Genomic DNA, 22877 nt, shown 5'->3' on the forward strand with positions numbered 1-22877 from the left:
TCAGTGCAGAAGTGCAGTTAAGTGCAAAAGTGCAACAGAGACTTTCTGCACCCGTGCACTCATGCACTCATGCACTGGCCATCTGGAGGTGCAATTATGAGTATGCACCACCAGATGGCTATTTTAGCTTTCGCCATCGGTCTGGCCATGGGCAGCTTCGGCAACGTGGTCATCTACCGCTTGCCCCTGGGACGGTCCGTCGTTTTTCCCGGGTCCCGCTGCCCGGCCTGCGGCACGGCCATCCGGTGGTACGACAACGTGCCCCTGCTCAGCTACCTCATCCTGCGGGGGCGATGCCGATCCTGTAGGGAGGGGATCTCGTGGAGATACCCCGGGGTGGAGGCCCTGACAGGGCTTCTCTTTGCGGGGGTCGTCGCCCGTTTCGGGATCGGTCCCATGACCATACCCCTGCTCCTTTTCGCGTGGGCCCTGGTGGTGATTACCGTCATCGATCTCGACCACCGCATCATCCCCGACGCCATCTCCCTGCCCGGGACCGTGGCGGGGCTTGCGGTGAGTTTTCTGCCCGGGACCCCGCGGCCGCTGGATGCTCTTATCGGATGTGCGGCGGGGGCGGGGTTCCTGTTTTTCGTTCTTTACGCCTACGAGAAGATCATGGGGGACGAGGGGATGGGGATGGGCGATGTCAAGCTCATGGCCATGATCGGCGCGTTTCTGGGCTGGCAGGCCCTTCCCGTGACTGTCATGGTGTCGTCCCTCACGGGCAGCCTGACGGGAGTGGGGTTTGCCCTGGCAAAGGGAGAACCGGTGAGAAAGTTCCCGGTACCCTTCGGCCCCTTCCTGGCCCTGGGCGCCATTGTCCACATGTTCTTCGGAGTGGAGATCCTCCTTTGGTATCTTGGAAAGTTCTCATAAAAACCCTGACGGTTCGGGGACAGAGGGGGCTCAGGTGGGAGATCCTGGTCAGCCTGGGGATCATCATGCTGGCCGGTGTCCTGTTCATGGGCGCCACGGCGCTCAAATCTGCGGAGAAGACGATCCTGCTCCAGAAACTCGAATCCCTCACCCAGGTCACCCGTTCCCTCCAGTTGGGCCTGTCCGGCTGGTTGGGCGGCGGGGAGGGGGATGGGGAACTGCCGGGGTTCCTGCGCCAGACGGCGGCCGGGGTCGGGATCTCCGCTTTCAAGGTGACCGACAGCCGGGGGAGGATCGTTGCCGGGATGAGGGAACAGGAGGTGGAGTCGGTCACCAGGGAGCCTGCTCTCGTCAGGGCCCTGGAAAAGGGAGCCATGGTGGTTCCGGGTGAGATCGCCGGCAAGGTGCCCGACGAACCGCGGGGCACCTGGACCTTCGCCGCCCCGGTTTACAGGAAGGGGGTCCTCGTGGGCGCCTTTGCGGTGTCGTACCCCCTGGAGAACCTGGGGCTGGTCCTCGGGCTGCACAGGAGGATCGTCTTCACCTTCGCCTTTCTGGATGCCATCGTCATCGTCCTTTTCGGCGGGTGGCTCATCGGCCGCGTCGCCGTGCGTCCCATTGTCCGGATCTCCCATGGCGCCCAGGCCCTGGCCGGGGGCGATTACGACGCCAGGGTGCCCGTCCAGGGTCCGAAGGAGATCGCCGCCCTGTCCGCCTCCTTCAACGCCATGGCCGACAGGGTCCAGGAGGCCGTTTTGAAGCAGGAGGAGCATCTGACAACCCTCCGAAGGACCAACCTGGAGCTCGTCCGCACCCAGAGAGAGATGGTGCGGGTGGAAAAGCTGGCCTCGGTGGGGCGGCTCGCCGCGGGCATCGCCCACGAGATCGGGAACCCCCTTTCCGCCATCCTCGGCTACGCCTCGATCCTCAGGAGGGAGGCCACCGACCCCGAGGAGCAAAGGCACCTGGGGTACATCGAGGGTGAAACGGAACGGATCCGCCGGATCATCCAGGGGCTTCTGGACTTTTCCCGCCCGAGTGATGTCCTCGTCGAGCAGTTCCCGGTGAACGAGCTGGTCCGGATGTCGGTGGAACTGGTCATCCCCCAGGGTGTTTTCAGGGGGGTGGATGTGAGGATGGAACTGTGCGAAGAGGATCCCCGGATCAGCGGGGACCGGCACCAGCTCGGGCAGATCCTCGTCAATATCCTCCTCAACGCGGCGCAGGCCGTCGAGGGGAAAGGCACCCTGGAGGTGGTCACGGAGGCCAGGCTTCTCACCAGGGAGGATGGGACGGTTCCGAGAAGGCGGGCCACAGACCGGGCGGAGGACGATTACGCGACCATGAGGACGGTCCTGCCGGACGTCTGCTCCCTCAGGGAAGGCGACCGGGTGGCGGCCGTCACCGTCACCGACTCCGGCCCCGGGATCCCGGCCGAGGTCCTGGAACGGATCTTCGACCCCTTTTTCACCACCAAGGGCACGGGGGAGGGGACGGGCCTCGGCCTTTCCATCGCCTACGGCATCGTGGAGGCCCACGGTGGAAGGCTGCTGGCCGGGAATGTGGAAGAGGGTGGAGCGAGATTTACCATTTTGCTTCCCACCGGAAGCAAAATGGTAAATACGGACACGGTGACGCGGCGACGCGGCGACGCGGAGAAAAAGCCTTAACTCCGTGTCTCCCCTTCTCCGTGTCCCCGCGTCGGACGGTTTCCTGGCCATAGATCGGGCCAGAGTTTGAAAGGTTGACCCATGGAGTTGAAAAAGATCCTCATTGTCGACGACGAAGAGAGCGTGCGCTCAATGATCGCGGTGCTCCTCCAGAAAGAGGGGTACCAGGTCAGCAGCGCCCCGGACGGGCCGGAGGCCCTGGGCCTTCTTGGGGAGCGGCCCTTCGACCTGGTCCTTTCCGACATCCGCATGCCGGGCATGGACGGGCTCGGGCTCCTGGACCGGGTCCGCTCCCTGTACCCCGAGATCACGGTGATCATGATGTCCGCCTTCGGCACGGTGGACCTGGCCGTGGAGGCGCTCAAGAGGGGCGCCTACGATTACATCAGCAAGCCGTTCAAGGCCGACGAGATCCTGCTGACCATCCGCAAAGCCCAGGAGCGGGAGGGCCTCCGCCGGGAGAACCTTCGCCTCAAGGAGGAGGTTGGCGAGCGGTTCAGCCTCGAGGGGATCGTGGCAAGGAGTCCCTCCATGGTCAGGATCATGGAGACGGTCCGCAAGGTGGCGGGGTACCGCAGCCATGTGCTCATCACCGGTGAGAGCGGGACCGGCAAGGAGGTCCTGGCCCGGGCGGTCCACAACCTTGGCCCCTGGAAGGATGACCCCTTCGTGGCGGTGAACTGCGGAGCCATCCCGGCGACCCTCATGGAGAGCGAGTTTTTCGGCCACGCCCGGGGGGCCTTTACCGACGCCGTGGCCGACAAGGCCGGCCTTTTCGAGGAGGCGAGCGGCGGGACCCTGTTTTTAGACGAGATCGGAGACCTTCCCCTGGACATGCAGGTCAAGTTCCTCCGGGCCATCCAGGAGGGCGAGGTGCGCCGGGTGGGCGGCAACACCTCCATCCAGGTGGACGTGCGGATCATCGCGGCCACCGCGGCCGACCTGTCGGCGGCCGTCCGGCAGGGCCGGTTCAGGGAGGACCTTTTCTACAGGCTCAACGTGGTCCCCATCCAGATCCCGCCCCTCAGGCAGAGGACCGAGGACATCCACCCCCTCGCCGATCACCTGCTGGATCGCATCTCCCTGCGCCTTGGAGGCGGGCAGCGCTCCCTTTCCCCCCATGGCCTCAAAGCTCTCCTCAAATACCCCTGGCCGGGGAACGTAAGGGAGCTGGAAAACCTGCTGGAACGCGCCGCCATCCTCGCGGAGTCGGTGACCCTGCATTCCGGGGACATTATCCCCCTTCTCAGCGAGGGGATCCCTGTGGACAGGGAAGAGCTGCCCGAAGACGAACTTTCCATAAAAAAAAGCTCCCGCGTCCTGGAAAAGAGGCTCATCGAAAGGGCCCTTGTCAAGACGCAGTACAACCGGAGCCAGGCGGCGCGGCTCCTGGAGATCAGCCACCGGGCCCTGCTTTACAAGATCAAGGATTACGGGATCGAAGTTCCCAAACAGGGAACTTCAGTTAACGGTTCACAGTAGACGGTTTACAGTGAAATTGCAGAGCCCTTATAGAGCGCATAAGGCGTTTGAAACCGTAAACCGTGAACTGTAGACTGTAAACAGTTCCCCGAAATGTTTTCTTGGTAACTATGAAAAAAGTATCGGCAAAGATTTAATTGGACGGAAAAAGCCAAACATTTCGGGGAACTTAAACTGGTATGCCTTTTGCTTTATCCCCTGTGCGGAGGAAAGATGATGAAACGGGTTTTGAGAAAAGAGCATGGGTTTACCCTGGTGGAGCTGATGATGGCGGTCTCCATCACCCTCCTGCTGACCTCCATCGCCGTCTACAACATGCTGGGCGACCTGCCCAAGTACCGCCTGCGGGCCACGGCCAACCGTATCGCGTCCACTTTGCAGTACCTCAAGATCCGGGCGGTGACCACCAACAAGGTTGCCTGGTTTGACGCGAACTACAATACGGCCGGTAAGCACTACTTCACGGGGTTCGTGGACAATGATCCACCCAATACGCCCGATTTCCCCGCTGATTACGACGATTCCCGCCTCGATCTTCCGGACTCGATGGATTCGAGACCCTGTTTCCTGCTTCCGGCCAACGTCACCTTCGGTTTTCCGGACGGGTACACTTCCGGCACGGGTCCGGACAATACTACCTACCCAGGTGCCGGTAATTTCATCACCAGCTACGCGGAGGGGACCTATGCTTTGGGCAGTGGCGGGTATGTGGGATACCGGCCCACCGGCGTGCCTGTCGTTAACCTCTCGGCCAATAATACGGTCAATACTCCTGTCGTCATTTACCTGAGAAACAACCTGGGAGGGGGGTACGCCGTCTCGGTCCAGATCACAGGACGCGTCAAGGTGTGGAGATGGTATGGGGGAGCGTGGCAATGATGAAAACGGTGTGCGTACGGGAAAAATCAGGGATTACAATGCCGGGTTTCCGTTCCAGGAGTGCGGGGCAAAGGGGTTTTGGCCTCCTGGAGCTCCTGATCGCCATGACGATCCTGGCTGTCGGGATCCTGGGGATCATGAAGCTCCAGATGCAGTCGAGCTTCGGCAACACGGCTTCGCGGAACACATCAGCCGCCGTGAACCTGGCCCGATCCAAGATCGAATCCCTCAAGAGAGTCGGTTCCTATTGCCTTCAGAACCAGAACAATCCGAGTATCGTGAACTCTGCGGTGCCGGATCTCCAGGACCAGAACGGCAGTACGTCTCTGGACAACTGGACCACCCCCGATTTCACGGATCCGCCCATGAACGAGTCCCAGGATTCAAGTGGCCTGGGGAAGATCTTCACCAGGAAATGGAACATCGCTGACAATACCCCCATACCCGATTTCAAGACGATCCGCGTACGGGTTGAGTGGACCTGGAACGGGGAGCCAAGATACCTGGACCTGGAGACCCAGATCGGTTTTAAGGACACGGTATATTTCAATTAGAAACAGTTGAACTACTTCTCGATGGAGGATGGAACGATGTTGCGGTCGCAAAGAACGAGAGCATTGAAGAAAACCGTGGGTGACAAGGGCTTCACCCTCACCGAACTCATGGTTGCCCTGGTGATCCTCGGGCTCATCATGAGCGTGGTCTACAAGGTGTTCTCCACCCAGGAGCGGTTCTTCCGGACCCAGGAACAGGTTTCCGCAATGCAGGAAAACCTCCGGGCCACCATGGAGTTTATCAACCAGGAGCTTTCCTGGCTGGGGTACCGGGTGCCCGGGATCGGGGTATTAAAGGCATCGCCCACCGACATCATCTTTCAGGCCAACATCCCCAACACCGGCCAGACCATCCAGTACATCCGGTACCAGTTCAACCCCACCCTTAATAACATCTCACGGGCCACAGGAGCCTATGTGACAGGTGTAGAGGACAACAACCTGAGAGTCATGGCCTCGGACATCGAGGCCATGGCCTTTTCCTACTTCAACGTTCAAAACGAATTGGTGAATGTGAATCCGGCCAGTCCGCCGTGTGCCAGCACTCTTTCAACCACACTATGCAGCCCCGGGATTCCCGGCGGGGTCGGTGGATACCCCACCGGGGGAGACAAATCCCTCCTGATGATCCAGCGGGTCAAGGCCCGGGTCACGGCGCGGACCTCCCAGCCGGATTGGCAGTACACCGATCCGGAGAGCGGAGCCAACCCGAATTTCCGCAAACGCAAGGCGGTGCTGGACCTCAAGGCCCGGAACCTCGAGGACGTGACGACCCAGGCCGGACAGATCGTTTTGGGTTACTGTGGAGAACTGGATCGTACTGTTACTCCCCCGACTATCCCGGGTAACGGGAAGTATGCGGCCTGTCGCGACCAACTCGCCATGTTATCCGGGAATGTACCGGATATGACATCCAACTGGGACGACAATCCCCTGATCGAGGTCTTCGCGAAGAACGCGGACCTCACCACCAATACCAATCCCAACCGGGGGATCCAGGTCTATGCCTATGATGACAACAACACTTCATATAATATCTACGATCCCACCGATACTACTGCCATCAATAATCATACTGACACTGGCGAACTGCGGTACCTGGCCGCCCAGGGACTGTCAAACGTGACACCAGGCACCTATATCCACCTGAAGTTCGTCTATACGGACGGCGTCTGCACACAGGTTGTCAGCACAATGTCAAATGCCATCCAGATCACCGGCGGTGCGGCCTCCCATTTTGACAATAGCGGAGACTATTTCAATAGCGGATTATCGGTGAGTTACGTCGACTCTTCCGGCGGCGCGATCGCCCTTTCGGCTCCGGGAAAAGTTCGCATGTGCCAGGCCGTCAGCGGGGAGAGGGTTCTTCTCGGCGCCAAACTCCTGGACGGCTGTAACGGTTCCATACCGGGCGAAACGGTGAACTGGAGCCACGGCGGGGCCGGCGGGAGCTTTGTCGACGAGACCGACAACGGGGACGGCACCTACAGCGCCACCTGGATCCCACCCGACACCATGCCAACGGCGGCTCCAGACTACTCTGTCAACCTTAACGCACTGTGGGGATCGTTCAGCCCCGCTATAGCTGTGACGCTGATCGCGGCTATGCCCCACGACATTGTCATCGATTCCATAGTGGACATCAGCAAGGCCGGGATCTTCCAGTTCTCCTCCTCGGTTCTGGACCGCGCCAGCCAACTGGGCGGAAACACCGGAAGCAGTTTTGAGATCGAGCGTATCGACGGGCAGGAGGTCGGTATCCGGTTCCATCTTGAGGATGCCTGCGGGAACCGGGTCTTTGGAGAGACAGTCGACACGGTGTCGGTGTCCATCGGCCACATTACAGGGCCGACCTACAACCCATCGACGGGCAGTTACGACCTGGCCTGGGAGTCGAACCTCGGGTGCGGTATCGAACAGCTCGACCAGAACATCTTTATCTCGGTTTCGACCATTGCCGACCCGGCCACAAAGTCCGAGACAGTGGCCTTTAAACTCCTCACCACAAGGTCCCAGAATCCCGACGCCGGTCCGTTCCTGGTACTTGACTCCAATCCCCTTGGCAAGCAGCTCCAGGCGGGTAACACCAATGACAACGTGACGATCCAGGCTGAGGTGTTGGAGTACCAAGAGGACTCGGGGTTTTGCGTCAACCTCCACTCCTCCACCTTCCCCCGTGTTTTCCCCGTTAAATTCACTGTGGCCGGAGAGCCCACCGGCAACGGTTCCTTCGATGCCGTTTCTCCCTTTAACACGGTCTCGAAATCGGTGGATTCGGATAACTTCGCCGTCGCGGCTGTGCAGCTGTACTCCGGTACGGCCGACTGGGACGGATCACTCATGGTAACGGCGACCGCGACCATCAACGGGGCCGACTATTCCGGCATTATGAATGTTGGCATGAAAGAGACCAACCATCCGCAGGTAAAAAGCGGCATCTACCGGAGCGGCCTCTACGGTCTATCGGACAAGATCGGGACAGGTGAAAGCTTCAACCCGGGGGATGACCTCTACCTGCAGATCTTCGATTACGACGAGAACGAGGAACCCACCGGCCAGGATTCTTTTTCGAGCCCGTACGACGTGGAGGTGACCCTCGAAAGCGCGCTTACGGGCGACATCGAGGTCGTAGGTCTCACCGAGTGGAGCGGTAATTCGGCCGAGTTCCGCGCGACCCTCAACACCCGGTTCTTCCCTGCCCTGGCCACGACGGTGGACAGGGATGACAAGACCCTTCAGGTCCGTGACGGCGACACCATCACCATGACCTACAAGGACAAGGACAACCCGCTGGACAACCCTTCTTGGACCGTCAAGACCTTAGGGGCGGATACCTTCAGGATCTTCAGGCTGCCGGCTCCGGAAGTGGAGGTCATTGACCCGGCAGATCCGCTCCAGGTAGCGGTATCCCCCGGGGACAGTCTGCGGCCTGAACTGTCCCTGCCCTTCCTGGCGGGCGACGGCAGCTCCGATGCCGATACCGTCACGATCACCATCGTGTCCGGTTCCGGTGCGGACGACACGGACATCCTGGTCCTGAGGGAAGAGGGGGACACCGGCATCATGGTGCCCGACTGGCTCATCTACAGTGGAAAGTACTTCTCCATGCTCAGGACCGACCCGTCCGATTTCGCATATCTGCTGGCCACCCCCACGCTCCCGAGATACGTCACCATGACCTACGATGTGCCGGGCAGCTACCTTCCGGCAAAGACCCGAACGTTCTTCATGAAGGACCAGGATCCCCCTCTGGTGGCGATCACTACGCCGAGTGCCGGAGCCGTCCTGTCAAGTGAGGTGCAGGTCATGGTGAACGCCGTCGACGTGGCCAATGCCACATCGTGGGCGGGCATCGACCACGTCGAGCTGTACATCAACGGGCGGCTGTACCAGACGCTCCCGGGAGCGGGCCTTCCGGGCGATCACACCTTCACCTGGACCACCGCCGTTGGCAGCATCCCGTACTGGCTGGACGGCGGCCACACCCTTAGCGCTGTGGCCTACGATAAAAGCCTCAACATGGGCGCCAGCGCCGCCGTTGGTGTGTCTGTCTCAAACGGTCTGACCCCCATCTGGTTCCCTTATCCGACAAACAACGCAATCTACAGCCAGTCGGTGGATATCGGTATGCAGGTGGCCAATATGGCGCCGGCAGCCGGCACCTATACGGTGTCCCTCGCGGTAGGGGGCGCCATCGCCGCATCCTTCGCCGGCACCGGGGGCGGGACCTATGTGTACAACCTTGACACCATCCCGGCCAGTGGTTCGACACTGGAGGGGGAGATCGAACTGATCGCGACCCTCCAGGACGCCCAGGGGAACGATTTCTGGACGGTTTTGCAGATCTTCGGTGACCACGTTCCTCCTGCTATCACATACGGTCCTCCCCCGTCATACCTGACCACTGTCGATGTCATTACCAGCCCGCTGAGCGTGGATATTGACATTCAGGATCCGATCATCGCGGCCGGCGATCCCAACAGGGTGGATACCACAACGGTCCTGGCTCATTTCGCCGGGCCAGGCGCCTGTGACGCGACCGGGCTGACTCCGACAATATCCCCCGCCCTGGGGAACGGCACCTACACTTTTGAATGGCCTGGCAGCATCAAGCTTTGTGACGACGTGGAGGGGATCATGACCCTGACGGTGGACGCCGCCGACGTCGCCATGCCGTCGCCCAATCAGGCCTCCACGGCGATCAGCACCAGGATCGACACCGCGGAGCCTGTTGTGAAGAACCTGGCCGTTGGCCCCATGGTGGGTCCATCCTTCACAGTATATATGACCGAGTATAACGGCGGCCAGGAAGTGACGGTGGGCGGCTTCATCACAGGGGACGTCATCGTTTCCGCCGCCGCCAGCGACATGTGGCCACTGCAGGGATCTTTCGAATGGGAGCAGTACTTGGATCAGTGGTCGTTGGGGAATCAGTATTCTTTGCCCCTGGACGCTTCCTCAGGTACCTTCTCGGTCGCCTGGGCCACTTCCGACTTGGCGGCCCCGATTCCGCCTCCCCATGACGAAGGTTTTTACAGGATAACGGCCGACGCATGGGACGAGGCCGGAAACCAGGCCGTCACCCGGCCGTACCTCTGGGTCTACCTGGACAACAATCTGCCAGGGGCCAGTTTGCCCTCGGTGATCCCGAACGCGTTGCCCACGCAGGGGTATATCAACGTTATAATGGAAGCTTTGGATCAGGGTTTCCTCAGCACCGTGGAGCACCGCTACATCGAGTCGGGAATGGGTATTGACCCGGATATCGGGCCGTGGGAACACGTGGAGAGTTACAGTTTTACAGCTCAGGAAAAGGTGAGGGATTTTAGAAAGATCTATTCCATGGACACATGCACCCTGACTCCCGGCAGCACCTACGAGATATGGGCCTATGCCACGGACCATGCGGGCCACGTAGCCTTGCGCCAGGGGCCCGTAACGATCACGGTGGAGAACCTGATATATGTCAGTCCCCCCAATACCCTCGATCCCGACGGCGCGGACCTCAGCTGGAAGGAAGCGCCTCCCCCCGGCTCCGGCGACTGGCAACTGACTCTGGACACGGCGACGATCAATGACTGCAACGGGCCGGCAGCCTTCTACTCGGTCAAGGTTTCCTTCCATCGCTGGTACTGGACCTGCATGGACCCCCCGACCTGTTCATTGTATGATTACGATCTCGACGGGACCATCAAACCTGCGGATGTATACAGCGTGACGGTGACAACCGATGCCGCCGGCCATGTGGGCACCATCAGCGCCCCCAGCGGCACCTGGACATACAACAGCACGGATATGGCTGCGATACTGTTCGAACCCGTGGCAGGCCCCTACTGGAACAATTACTGGATCCCCCTGTTCCTGGATCATCCGCAGCCGCCGCCGCCAGACCCCTCTTCCCCTCCTGCCTGGTGGGAGTTGTTCGGTTCCGATACGCAATACCTTATGGCCACCGGTCTCACGTACGACCTGGCCCCGGCTTTCGCGCCGTCTTACCTCAACCTGACGGTGTCGGGGAACCTCATCTGGAACAGCGGGAAACCCGCCGAAGGTTACTCTGTACAGATGGAGTTGAACTACTGGAGCGACTCCCTGCCGGGCTGGATAACGACGATCAGATACTCGGGAACCGATTCAGCGGGCTATTTCAAGTTCACTCCCCCCGATGACCTGCGCAACGACTATTCGGTCAAGTTCCGCCTCTACGGGATCCAGCCGCTTACTGCCGATTTTCTCAGGGAGGTTTCCTGGGATTGCGTTAAAGACAAGTGGTTGGAGTGGTTAGAGTGATTTTCAGGGAGGGTTTGTCGTGATGTCGACGGAAAAGAAACAGTACTGTCATGAAAGCTCCCGCGGTCAGCGTGGCACCGCCCTGGTCCTGTCCCTGTTCCTCATCACCGTGCTCACGGTGCTCGGGACCATGGTGCTCAACACCTCCATCGTGGAGATCAAGATGGCGGGCAACCAGAAGATCTCATCCCAGGTGTTTTACGCCGCCGAGGCGGGCCTCGAGCGGGGCCTTCTCATGCTGATAAAAGACTTTGAGAACGACACCTCGACAGGCAGTCCATGGGGCAACACCACCGTCGCCGGTTGGAGCGAATCGGTTACCATGACCACCATGTCCGGCGGCACCACCTTCGACCCGGACGTACGGAACCTGGCTATGTACATCGACGGCAACGACGCCCTCGGCAACCTGAAGAAAGTTACCCTTGGGGGCGGCCACACGGTGAACAACTGCACCTTCGACCTTTACATCTACAACCTGGGGGACAACGAGGTGTGGGTGCTTTCCCACGCCTACGGCAACGGTGGCACCGCCGCCGTGGAGTACTATTTGCGGGTGGACAACGTGGCCCCTTACGACAACGCCATTTTCAGCGGTTCGGGGATTCACGGCAAGCCGCAGGGAAGCGTCAATATCGCCGGGTCCATCTATTCCAGGGGAACCCTTTCCCTGGGCGCAAACAACAATATCCATAATTTATACGGCGGCGGAAGTTGGCCCGGCGGTACCATGACCGGCAACCTTGAAAGTCTCCTCAAACCTGAATACGACCTCGAAGCGAAAGTCCGCGTCAATGGAGGTAATCTCGAAGTTGACGCAGCTTCAACTCAGCTCGGCGACTCTGTTATGGACACCTCCACGGGTGTAAAGGGATCCCTTGCAGGGGTCTACGTGGACGGTGAAAACCAGGCTGCGGGGCTTTGGGGAGATCCCCATTACATCGACGACTATCAGCAGGAGGTGCCGGATGTGCCCATGCCCAATGTCCTGGATGGCCTGAAGGGGAAACCGCCCGCGGGTTTCGGCGAGGCGTTCATAAACAACTGCATCACCACCCAGGGTTATACCGGCAGCGACGCGGCGGTGGCCACCTCCCTTTACGCGGATTGGGCCAACGGCGAGGGCTGCTGGGCTGCGTCAGACAGCGTGGGTGTCGTTTTTGACGCCAGTACCATAGCCGGTTCAGCGAATCTCATCGACAGCTCGACGGCCGCCTTCGCCTTCAGCGACGGTCTGGGCAACGGGATCTTCTGGGATCCGGCCGCGGGAACCTATGGAAAACTGACTATCAAGGGCACCGTGGTCATCGAAGGGGATCTGCAAATCGGAAAAGGCAACGGCCAGGATGACATTGAATACGAGGCCTACGGTCCGGGCCCCGCCTTCGCCCAGACGACAGGCTCCACCATGTTCTGTAATGGCAACATGTTGTTCAACGGGACTTTCGCCCCGCCTGCGGGTTCCGGGTACCTGAAGGGGGACACCGGCGATGACATCAACAGCCTCGGTGTCATCACCCCCGGGAATATCACCTTCAACGGGGGGCCGAGTGACTTCTTTACGGGGTTCTACTTCGCGGGGAACGAGACAACCTTCATGGGGCAGGCTTCATTGGCCGGGACGACCATCACCAAAGCCGCGAATTTCGAGCAGGTACCGGACCTCTTCCAGGTCCCCAATCTCAAGATGTACCGGCCCATGGGTGTGCCGGGGGGATCCGACCTGTTCTTACTGGACAAGCGGGAGTGGAGGAGGGTGTACTAGAGCAGTCCAAAGTCCAAAGTCCAGAGTCCAAAGAAAACCTGGAACCGAGAACCGCTTGTCAGCCGTAGCTTTATGCGAAGCTGATGGCCCGTGAAAGGTATGCTCCCAACCCCGTACACTACATATGGTAGTTTGCGGGGTTTTCTACAAAATATAGTGTTCAAACAGGCAGTTAAATACTAAATCTTGGGCTTTTCCTTGAAGTAATCGCCCCAACAACCTGAAAAAGTAAACCTTTTCCATTTTTTACTCTTGACAAACGTTTTTTTGTTTTCTAAAGTTTATACAAATTTTGTGAAATTTAGATAAACTATGCAAAATTTGTCTTTATTTTTGATTCGGGGAAGACCATGAAAAAGGGGAGCAAGGTGAAGCTCAAAGCCAATAATGTCAGGAACATCAGGGAAGCCAAGCTGATGTCCAAGTCCGAGCTTGCCAAGGCGGCCGACCTGTCCATCCCTACCATCGACCGTGTGGAGAAGGGGTACCCGTGCCGTATGGAGACCATGCGGAAGATCATCAAGGCCCTCGGCCTGACCCTGGACGAACGGGACAGGGTGTTCCTGAAGTAGGGGAGGAGTCAGATGGCACTGTTTGGTGGTTCGAAACCGTTAGCCGGGCTGGACATCGGTTCCAGTTCGGTCAAGCTCGTCGTGCTCAAGGAGACTGGGAAAGGGTACCGTCTCGTGAACATGGGCGTGCGATCGCTCCCCCAGGAGGTCATCGTGGACGGCGCCATCATGGACGCCGGCGTTATCAGCGACACTCTCCGGGACATGATCCGGGAGATGAAGCTCAAGATCAAGGACGTCGCCGTCTCGGTATCCGGCCACTCGGTCATCATCAAGAAGATCAAGGTGCCCGAGATGACGGAAGAGGAACTGGAGAAGAACATCCAGTTCGAGGCCGAGCAGTACGTTCCCTTCGACGCCTCCGAGGTCAACATGGATTTCGTCATCATGGGCACGGTCGAGGGCGAGGGGAAGATGGAGGTCCTCCTGGTGGTGGTGAAAAAGGACGTCATCAACGACATCACCACCGTGGTGACCGAAGCGGGCCTCAACCCCGTGGTGGTGGACGTGGACGCCTTCGCTCTTCAGAACATGTACGAGACCAACTACGTCATGAACCCCGAGGACGTGGTGGCCCTGGTCAATGTGGGGGCCTCCACCACCAACATCAACATCATCAGGGACGGGGTCTCCATATTCACCCGGGATATCTCGGTGGGCGGCAACCAGTTCACCGAGGCGATCCAGAAGCAGCTCCAGGTCAGCTACGACGAGGCCGAGATCCTCAAGAAGGGCGAGCCTGTGGGGGAAAAGGGGCCCGAGGATGTGGAGCCGATCCTGGGCGTTATCTCGGACAACCTGGGACAGGAGATCCAGCGCTCCCTGGACTTTTTCAACTCCTCGAACCCCGACATCCAGATCAGCCGCGTCTCCCTTTGCGGCGGCGGCGCCAAGGTGGGCAAGGTGATCCAGGCCGTGGAACGGAGGATTGGGATCCAGGTGGAGCTGGTCAACCCCATGGAGGCCATCGTCTATAACAGGAAGAAGTTCGATCCCGCTGAGATCGAGGATGCGGCGCCCATGCTGGGGATCGGCGTGGGTCTGGCCATCAGAAAGGCGCATGACCGATGATAAAGATCAACCTGTTACCGGTCCGGGAAGAGCGGCGCCGCATGGGCGCCAGGCAAGAACAGATGTTCTTCGTCCTGATCCTGATCCTTGTCTTTATAGGGGTATTCTACTGGCACTCCACCACCAGCAAGAAGATCAAGAACCTGAGGATGCAGATCACCCAGGCGGAGGACGACATCCGGCGGCTCGACAAGATCGTAAAAGAGGTGGAGCAGTTCAAGAAGGACAAGAAGATCCTCGAGGGAAAGATCGAGGTCATCGACAAGCTGAAGAAGGGCCGTCAGGTCCAGGTGCATTATATGGACGAGCTCAACAAGGCCCTGCCCAGCCAGGTCTGGGTGGAGTTCTACCAGCAGCGTGCCGACACGCTGATCCTGAGGGGGAAGTCGCTTTCAACCGATGACATCGCGAGCTTCATGCGCAACCTGGAGGCTTCCGTCTATTTCGACGATATCCGGCTCGACCAGACAAGCCAGAAGGAGATGCAGCTTGGAGGCCGCTCGGTCAGGGTGAACGATTTCAGTATCCGGCTGCTGGTTGTCCCGGGTGCCGGCGCGTAACGGATTTTCCAAGCCAGGGAGGGCTTAGGAATGGCAATCGACGTTGAAACCATCACCAACCTGTCACCGGTCAAAAAGCTCGGCCTGGTGGTGCTGGTAGCCGTGCTGATCGTTGGCGGATACTGGTACAGCTTTTACCGGAGCAAGGCTAAGACCATCGACCGCCTGCGGGGCGACCTGAGCAACAAGCAGGCCAAGCTCAACGAGAACGAGGCCATCGCCCGGAACCTGCCGAGGTTCAAGGAAGAGGTGGAAAAGCTGAACCTCCGGCTGAGCAAGGTGGTCCAGGAGCTTCCTAACAGCCGTGAGATCCCCAACCTCCTGGAGACCATAAGCAACCTGGGCGCCATTAACGGACTCGAAGTGCTCTACATCAAGCCCAGCAACGACGTGGACAAAGGGTTTTACGCCGAGGTCCCCATATCGGTGAAGGTCAAGGGCGGCTATCACGAAATGGGGATGTTCCTCGACGCCGTGAGCAAGCTGCCGAGGATCATCAACGTCAGCGACATCACCATAGGAAACGCCAAGGAGGACGGAAGGACAGGAGCGATCATCCTGGACATCAGCGCCCTGGCGACAACCTACAGGTACATGGAGAAGGGGGGTTGAGCATGACGATCCCGACACGCCTGACGGCGATCCTCCTGCTGGTCCTGGGCGTCGGACTTTTTGCGGCTCCGGCGTGCAGGAAGGCCCCGCCCCCGCCCCCGAAACAGGCCCCCGTGGCGGTCAAGCCCCAGCAAGCCGCGCCGCCCAAGGCCGAAGCGGTGGCAGAGGCCGGGGAGGTCGAGGTGTTCAGGTACAACCCCGCCGGGTACCGCAGTCCCTTCGGATCCCTGCTAAGGGTGAAGCAGGCCGAGGAAGGGGCGCCCGAGGAATCGCTGACACCTCTTCAGAGGATCCCGGTCACCGACATCCGTGTCGAGGGGATCATCCTCATGGGGAAAAGGTCAGTGGCAAACGTCATTACCCCGGACGGGAAAGTCCACATCGTTTCGGTGGGCACACCCATGGGGAGGCACAAAGGGAAGATCGTCAGGTTGACCTCCACGGAAGTGATCGTGGAGGAACAGTTCGAGGATTACCTGGGAAAAGAGTTCAAACAGGAAACTGTTCTCAGGCTACGCGAGAAAGAAGGGGAGAGTCTGTGATGAAGCTTTCGATGGCTAAACTACCGTGGGTACTGGTGGCTTTCGCCCTGGCCTTCAGCGGGTGCGCGGCTCCCGGGAGCCAGATGCGCGCGTCCGTGGAGGAGGCGGCTGTCGCCGGCGTCGTCTCGGTGACCGGAGAGGAACTGCCTGACAGGGTGCGGCTGAACATCGAAGGGTCCACGACCCTCGCCTATACGGTGTTCAGGCTTTCCGAGCCGCTGAGGCTCATCGTGGACCTGGCCGATGCCGACGTCACCGGGCTCGGTGAGGAGATCGCTGTGGATCTGGGCAACGTATCCACGGTAAGCCCCATCCAGTTCGACGAGGATTCCGGCCGGATCGGCCGGCTCGAGATCTCCCTGGTGGAACTGTGGGATTACGAGACATCGCGGTCCGACGGCACTATTATCATCGACTTCCTCAAGCCGGTCACGGTTGCTGAGGGGGCGGCTCTGGAGGCTGTTGAGCAGCCTTCGGAGCTCCAGCCCATGGAGGTTCAGGATGTGGAGGTCGTCGAACTCACTGTACCAGGTGAGGAGTCCTTGACCGGAGCCCCCATGGTTGAAGGGGCCGCCCCTGCCGCTGAGCCCCTGTCCCCGGCCGGATTTATCAACGGCGTTCTGTTCGAGGAAACCGACGGCGGGCTCACAGTCAGGTTCGCGGCCGACGGGACGGTAGCCGACTACAGGACCATGGACCTTACCGGCCCCACCCGGCTCGTTCTGGACGTCCAGGGAGTGGCCAAGGGGTTCGCCCCCAGCCGTATCCCTGTGGAGATGGGCGGGGTGAGCCGCATACGGGTCGGTGAGCATTACGACCAGAACAAGCTGCGCTTCGTCCTGGATCTTGACGGTGAGGCTGTGCCACCCTACGCTCTGGAATCGGTGGGCTCCGAACTTGTCCTGAGACTGGGTGAAGGCGCCGTGGCAGCGGCGCCCGTGGTTCCGCAAACCGTGGAAAGTGAAGAACCTGTCCAGGGCGAGCCTGAACCTGCCGCGGGAGCGGCCGATGAGGTGACTCCCGCTCCTGTTGAGGCCGCGCCAGCCCCAGCCCTTATTCCTGTTGTTACACCATCCGCAACTGTCGGCGGCAACGCTGTTACGGACATCAGGTACCGGGCGGAGGCTGCGGGCGGGGCTGTGCTCATCATCTCCGATACCCCGGTGGATTACAATATTACCCAGCCCGATGCCGGCCACCTCCTTGTGGACCTGGCGGGTGTCAGCCTGTCCAGAGGCCTGGTGCGCAGCCAGGATACCCGGGACATGGAGGGGGCCCTGCAGTCGCTGAGTTCCTATAACCCACGGGGAGCTGACGGTGCCCGGGTCAGCCTGTCTTTCACCGCAGGGACAACCTACGAGGTGGACCAGACCGGCGGAACTTTGACGATCTCCCTGACAGCGTCGGCACCCGAGGCGGCGCCTCCGTCCGGGGTAATGTCCGAGGAAAGGCCCATGGCCCGTCCGGAACCGGCCGCGGCGGCTCCCGCACCCGTGGAACCGGCTCAGGCCAGACAGGCAGCGACCTCGACCTCCATATCCATGAAGACCGATGAAGGTCCCCGGTTCACCGGCGAGAGGATCACCCTGGACTTCCAGAACGCCGACCTGCTCAACGTCTTGAGGCTCATCGCCGAGGTCAGCGAACTGAACATCATCACGGCTGAGGGCGTCGGCGGCAAGATCAGCATGAGAATGGTGGATGTTCCCTGGGACCAGGCTCTCGATATCATCCTCAAAACCAAGCAGCTGGGCCAGATCCGCGAGGGCAACGTGGTCCGCATTGCCCCCAGGGCTGTTCTCGAGGGTGAAAAACTCGCCGCGTTAAAGTCCAAGGAGGCCGAGATCAAGGTCGAGGACCTCATCCTTGAGATCATCCCCATCAGTTATTCCAAGGCGGAGGACCTCGTAAGCCAACTGGGCTCTTTCCTCAGCTCGCGGGGAACCATAAGCACCGACTCCAGGACCAACTCCCTCATCGTCAAGGATATCGAAGCCAACGTGGCGCGGGTCAAGGAACTTGTCCAGACCCTGGATATCCCGACACCACAGGTGAGGATAGAAGCCCGGATCGTCATCGTTGACGAGTCTTACATCAAGAACCTGGGTATCGAATGGGGTGCGTCCGCCACGTCGGGTGGTACGCAGATCTTCGGCGATTCGGGAGGTACCGGCGTGCCCAACTCCCTGGTTAACCTGCCTGCCTCCAACGCCCAGACCGCTCTCGGATTTTCCTTCGGTAGCGTGGGTAACTTCGACAACCTGGATCTGAGGCTCAGCGCCCTGGAACAGAGCAACAACGGCCGGATCATCTCCAGCCCGTCCCTCCTGGTGATCCAGGACGAGACGGCCAGCATCGAAGTGAACAACCCGTTCCCCGAGAACCGGTCCTCAACCTCACAGAGCGACGCAGGAACCACCACGACCACGGACGTTTCCTTCCCTGACATCAAGACCAAGCTTCAGATCACTCCCCAGGTGACCAGCAACCAGGACATCTTCATGGAAGTCAAGGTGGAGAAGGACAGCAAGGGCGCGTCCGCCAGTTTCGAAGGGAATACCTTCACGGGGATCAACACCCACAAACTGGATACCAAGATCATCGTCAAGAACAACGGGACGGCCGTTATCGGCGGTGTCTACACGGAGGAAGAAACCGACGGGCAGGGCAGCGTGCCGTTCTTCTCCAAGGTGCCCATCTTAGGGTGGCTGTTCAAGAACAAGAACACCAGCAACAGCAGGAACGAGCTTCTGATCTTCATCAACGCCACTATCGTGGGATCCTGATCTTGCTGAAGGAGTAACGAACGCATCCGTCGATGAGCGGCGGATGCGTTTTTTAATTTTGATAGAGTCGCAAAAAGTCCAATCCGGGACTTTTCGCTCCACGGAAAGGGAAAAGCGTCGTTTTCCCTTTCCTTACAAATCAATGACTTACGGAGTGAGTCATTGATTTGGGCGCCCCGCGCGGGGCGCGTTGATGGACTTTTTGCGAGTCCATCAATTTTGACAGGGTCGTAAAAAGTCTCCTCGAGCCATTTTACGAGGAGGGGGATGGATACCCCTCCCCCACCCCAGCTCACGCCTGACAGGCGTGAACTATTTGATGAACTATTCGCGAGTCCATCAATAAGGAGGGAATATGCTGCGATTCCTTACCGCGGGTGAGTCCCACGGCGAATCCCTGGTGGCCATCATCGAAGGGCTGCCCGCCGGGCTGGAACTGAGTACGGAGGCCATCGACAGGGAGCTTGCCAGGCGGCAAAAGGGCTTCGGACGCGGGAAAAGGATGGAGATCGAGACGGACCGCGTTCAGTTCATTTCCGGGTTGCGTGGCGGCAGGACCCTTGGCAGCCCCATGGCCCTGAGGATCCGGAACCGGGACTGGGAAAACTGGAAGGAAACCATGGGTCCTGAATCAGGCAATATCGACGTCAGGGCTGTAACGAGTCCCCGACCCGGCCATGCCGATCTTCCCGGCGGGATAAAATACGATCACAAGGACTTCAGGAACGTCCTGGAGCGGGCCAGCGCCAGGGAAACCGCCGCCAGGGTGGCAGTTGGATCCGTGGGGAGGATCATCCTGGAAAAGTTCGGGATCACGGTCGTCGGGCACGTCCTTTCAATCGGGGGATCACCACGCCATAAAACAGCACTCTCCCGTCCCCAGGAGGCCAATGAGGCCGAGAAGTCTCCCGTCCGCTGCATCGACAAGGACGCCGAGAAGGAGATGATACGGCGCATCGAGGAGGCGACACGGGCAGGGGAGACCCTGGGCGGAGTTTTCGAGATCCAGGCTTTCGGTGTCCCCGTCGGACTCGGGAGCTACGTGCACTGGGACCGCAGGCTCGACACGGACCTCGCAGCCGCGATCATGAGTATCCCGGCCATCAAGGGGGTCCAGATAGGCGCCGGTTTCGAGGGCGCCGACCTTCCCGGCTCGAAAGTCCACGATGCCATCTCCTATGACAGGCCCAGAGGGTTTTTCAGGGAATCCAACCGGGCCGGGGGTATCGAAGGCGGCGTATCCAACGGCGAGCCCATCGTTCTTTCGGCGGGCATGAAGCCGATACCCACCCTCAGGTCTCCCCTTGGATCGGTCCATTTTCTGAGCAAGCGCAAAGTGGAAGCCGCCGTGGAAAGGTCAGACGTCACGGCTGTCCCGGCGGCTTGCGTCATCGGCGAGTCGATGGTGGCGTGGGTGCTGGCCAGGCATTTCTGCGACAAGTTCGGCGGGGATTCCGTGGACGAGATGCAGCGCAACTACAGCGGGTACCAGGAGTATGTGAGAAAGCTGTAGGGACCGTTCTCGGCCTGTTGTTTCTTCCATCCTTGATTTGAGTCGAATCGATGCAAAATGACGACAATAAAAACATCATTCTGACCGGATTCATGGCGACCGGGAAGACTTCCGTCGGCCGATCCCTGGCAACGCGGATCGGCTATGATTTTGTTGACACTGATCAGCTGATCGAATCGCGCATCGGCATGACCATCGCCGAATTTTTTCATGAAAAGGGCGAGGCTGCCTTTCGAAAAATGGAATCCGATCTTGCCCGGGAACTGGCGGGACGGGTCGGACTGGTCATCTCAACCGGAGGGCGGTTCATGCTGGATGGGGACAATGCCGCCGTCCTGGGCAAAACAGGCCGGGTCTTCTGTCTGGTGGCAACGCCGGAGGAAATTCTCAAGCGCGCTGAAAGCGATAGCCATGTGCGCCCGCTGCTCCTGGTTCCGAACCCCCTTGAGCATATCGTCGAACTGCTGCAGCAGAGGAAAAAAGGCTACGGGCAGTTCCCCAAAATAGTTTCCTCCCGGAAAAGTCCGGAGGCTGTCGTCGAAGAAATATTAGAGATAATAGCAGACGACACGGATTTCCACTGACCTGACGGGTCCGGGAATATATAAAGGGGAACTTGTTTGAGTGGAACCATGCCCCTCAGGGAGTCACCAGGACCTTTAAACGGTCCGGTGCGTGGAAGTTCTTTATGGCACTGTCAAGCTCTTCAAGTCCTATCACGTCTGAGATAAGGGGAGTGGGGTCGATCTGCCTGCTTTCGAGAAGCTCGAGGACGCCGGGAAATTCGTCGGTGTATATCATCGAACCATTAATGGAAAGCTCCTTGCGGACGATCTGGGTGGTGGAGACCGGGTGATCGGGACCGGGAAGGCCCAGCAGCGCGATCCGCCCGCCCGGTGCGGCCAGGCCGATGGCATCCGCAAGGCCGACCGCCGCTCCGCTGGTCTCGTAGATAAGATCAAATGAGGAAGGCTCCGGTTCCTTTTCACCGCCGACCAGGAATGTGCTGTCGGCACCCATCTCACTTGCCAGCGACAGGTGCTCGCCCAGAAGGTCCGAAACGCCCACCTCCGCTCCCGCGAGTTTGGCGAGCAGCAGCGTCATGAGGCCGATGACACCGCCGCCGATGATCATGACCCGGTCCCCATCTGCCGGGGGCAGTATCTTGACGCCGTGGGCGGCGACTGCAAGAGGTTCCGTAAGGACGGCAGTCTGGTCATCGAGGCTCTCCGGCACAGTCCACACGTACCTGGAAGGGACCTTGACGTACTGTGCGAACATGCCGTTAGCGTCGATTCCCAAACGGATCTTTTCGGAGCAGATATTATCCATCCCCGAATTGCACAGTTCACAATCCCAACAGGAGAAGTTGGGTTGGATGACAACTCTTTGTCCCGCAGTAACTTTCGATACATTGGGGCCGACCTCCTTAACGATTCCAATCCCCTCGTGGCCGGGTATCACCGGCAGGGGAACGTCGAACTTCCCTTTATAAAGCGAATAGTCAGTGCCGCAGATGCCAGCCAGGGTCACGGCGATGAGCACCTCACCGGACCCCGGTACCGGATCGGGAAGGTCAACAACCGAAAGGTCTGCTGTATTATTCAGCACTGCTGCTCTCATTTGGCTCCTCCGTGAACGTTTTATGGAAGGACTACAGAGTGCGCTGGCCGCAGCTTGCTCTACGAAAGACAGGCGAAGCATGGGGAGCAAGTGTGCAGACAACATTATCCCATTTTCCCCCTGGCAGGCAAGTCGCACACCCGGCGCGGGTCTCTCTGGCCGGGTTACGGGGCGCGTTGATGGTCTTTTTGCGAAGTCATCAACCTTTGACCACCGGGGCAAAGACCGATTGGTGCCGGAAAGGTTCCCTGCCGTGAACGTGGGACATGTACACCTCAACCTCAAAATCCAGTTCGCGACCGGTAGCCTTTACCTCTTCGTCTATCTGGGCGAGGGTCTGCCAAGGGAAACTGGGGATTTTGGGGATTTTGGCTGGACCTGACAGCTTGCTATAAGGCATACTGTCGAGCGCAACTTACCTGGGATTTTATCGGATTTTACCGAAATTTACACACGGGACTTTGATAGGGTCGCAAAAAGTCCAGGCGGGACTTTTCCTGGCTCCTTAATGTCCTGGGGAAAGGGAAAAGCGTCGTTTTCCCTTTCCTTACAATGACTGCTGATAGATCACCAAAGTCTGTG

16 protein-coding genes are annotated in these 22877 nt (G+C 59.4%); 15 read left to right on the forward strand and 1 reads right to left on the reverse strand.

Features of this window, described 5'->3' with window-relative positions; genetic code table 11:
* The first annotated feature begins 96 nt into the window (after positions 1-96).
* The 15 genes from P1S46_01760 to P1S46_01830 all read left to right on the forward strand — a co-directional run bounded on the left by P1S46_01760 (position 97) and on the right by P1S46_01830 (position 21256).
* Positions 97-876: a prepilin peptidase gene (locus tag P1S46_01760; protein MDF1535211.1), complete on the forward strand. Its 780-nt coding sequence runs from the start codon at positions 97-99 to the stop codon at positions 874-876.
* Positions 852-2546, forward strand: a complete 1695-nt coding sequence (locus P1S46_01765; protein ID MDF1535212.1) for an ATP-binding protein — start codon at positions 852-854, stop codon at positions 2544-2546. The genes P1S46_01760 and P1S46_01765 overlap by 25 nt, the downstream gene beginning before the upstream one ends.
* An 81-nt stretch (positions 2547-2627) precedes the next feature.
* A complete protein-coding gene (locus P1S46_01770) occupies positions 2628-4028 on the forward strand; it encodes a sigma-54 dependent transcriptional regulator (GenBank protein ID MDF1535213.1) in 1401 nt (466 codons plus the stop codon).
* A 213-nt stretch (positions 4029-4241) separates the two neighbouring features.
* Entirely contained in the window at positions 4242-4907 is a 666-nt protein-coding gene (locus P1S46_01775; GenBank protein ID MDF1535214.1) for a prepilin-type N-terminal cleavage/methylation domain-containing protein, read from the forward strand.
* Between the two features lie 38 nt (positions 4908-4945).
* Entirely contained in the window at positions 4946-5461 is a 516-nt protein-coding gene (locus P1S46_01780) for a prepilin-type N-terminal cleavage/methylation domain-containing protein (protein ID MDF1535215.1), read from the forward strand.
* 75 nt (positions 5462-5536) lie between these two features.
* The gene (locus tag P1S46_01785; GenBank protein ID MDF1535216.1) at positions 5537-11251 is read left to right on the forward strand and encodes a prepilin-type N-terminal cleavage/methylation domain-containing protein; all 5715 of its coding nucleotides are present in this window, start codon (positions 5537-5539) and stop codon (positions 11249-11251) included.
* Between the two features lie 22 nt (positions 11252-11273).
* Positions 11274-13016, forward strand: coding sequence for a pilus assembly PilX N-terminal domain-containing protein (locus P1S46_01790; protein ID MDF1535217.1), 1743 nt, complete (start codon positions 11274-11276; stop codon positions 13014-13016).
* A 350-nt stretch (positions 13017-13366) separates the two neighbouring features.
* Entirely contained in the window at positions 13367-13588 is a 222-nt protein-coding gene (locus P1S46_01795) for a helix-turn-helix transcriptional regulator (protein MDF1535218.1), read from the forward strand.
* A 12-nt stretch (positions 13589-13600) separates the two neighbouring features.
* Entirely contained in the window at positions 13601-14659 is a 1059-nt protein-coding gene (gene pilM / locus P1S46_01800) for a type IV pilus assembly protein PilM (protein ID MDF1535219.1), read from the forward strand.
* On the forward strand, positions 14656-15219 hold the full coding sequence (locus P1S46_01805; protein MDF1535220.1) for a PilN domain-containing protein: 564 nt from the start codon (positions 14656-14658) through the stop codon (positions 15217-15219). The genes pilM and P1S46_01805 overlap by 4 nt, the downstream gene beginning before the upstream one ends.
* 30 nt (positions 15220-15249) lie before the next feature.
* Positions 15250-15831, forward strand: a complete 582-nt coding sequence (locus P1S46_01810; GenBank protein MDF1535221.1) for a type 4a pilus biogenesis protein PilO — start codon at positions 15250-15252, stop codon at positions 15829-15831.
* A 2-nt stretch (positions 15832-15833) separates the two neighbouring features.
* Entirely contained in the window at positions 15834-16373 is a 540-nt protein-coding gene (locus tag P1S46_01815; GenBank protein MDF1535222.1) for a pilus assembly protein PilP, read from the forward strand.
* Positions 16373-19159 carry a type IV pilus secretin PilQ gene (gene pilQ, locus P1S46_01820; GenBank protein ID MDF1535223.1) on the forward strand — a complete coding sequence of 929 codons (2787 nt, stop codon included), beginning with the start codon at positions 16373-16375 and terminating at the stop codon, positions 19157-19159. Before P1S46_01815 ends, pilQ begins: the two co-directional genes overlap by 1 nt.
* A gap of 355 nt (positions 19160-19514) precedes the next feature.
* A complete protein-coding gene (aroC, locus tag P1S46_01825) occupies positions 19515-20672 on the forward strand; it encodes a chorismate synthase (GenBank protein ID MDF1535224.1) in 1158 nt (385 codons plus the stop codon).
* 50 nt (positions 20673-20722) lie between these two features.
* Complete coding sequence (locus tag P1S46_01830) at positions 20723-21256, forward strand: shikimate kinase (GenBank protein MDF1535225.1); 534 nt, start codon at positions 20723-20725, stop codon at positions 21254-21256.
* A gap of 55 nt (positions 21257-21311) precedes the next feature.
* Here the strand turns inward: P1S46_01830 and P1S46_01835 are convergent, their stop codons facing one another.
* Positions 21312-22295 carry an alcohol dehydrogenase catalytic domain-containing protein gene (locus P1S46_01835; protein ID MDF1535226.1) on the reverse strand — a complete coding sequence of 328 codons (984 nt, stop codon included), beginning with the start codon at positions 22293-22295 and terminating at the stop codon, positions 21312-21314.
* Positions 22296-22877: the final 582 nt, after the last annotated feature.

This window comes from bacterium (genome assembly GCA_029210545.1).
Taxonomy (GTDB): domain Bacteria; phylum BMS3Abin14; class BMS3Abin14; order BMS3Abin14; family BMS3Abin14; genus JARGFV01.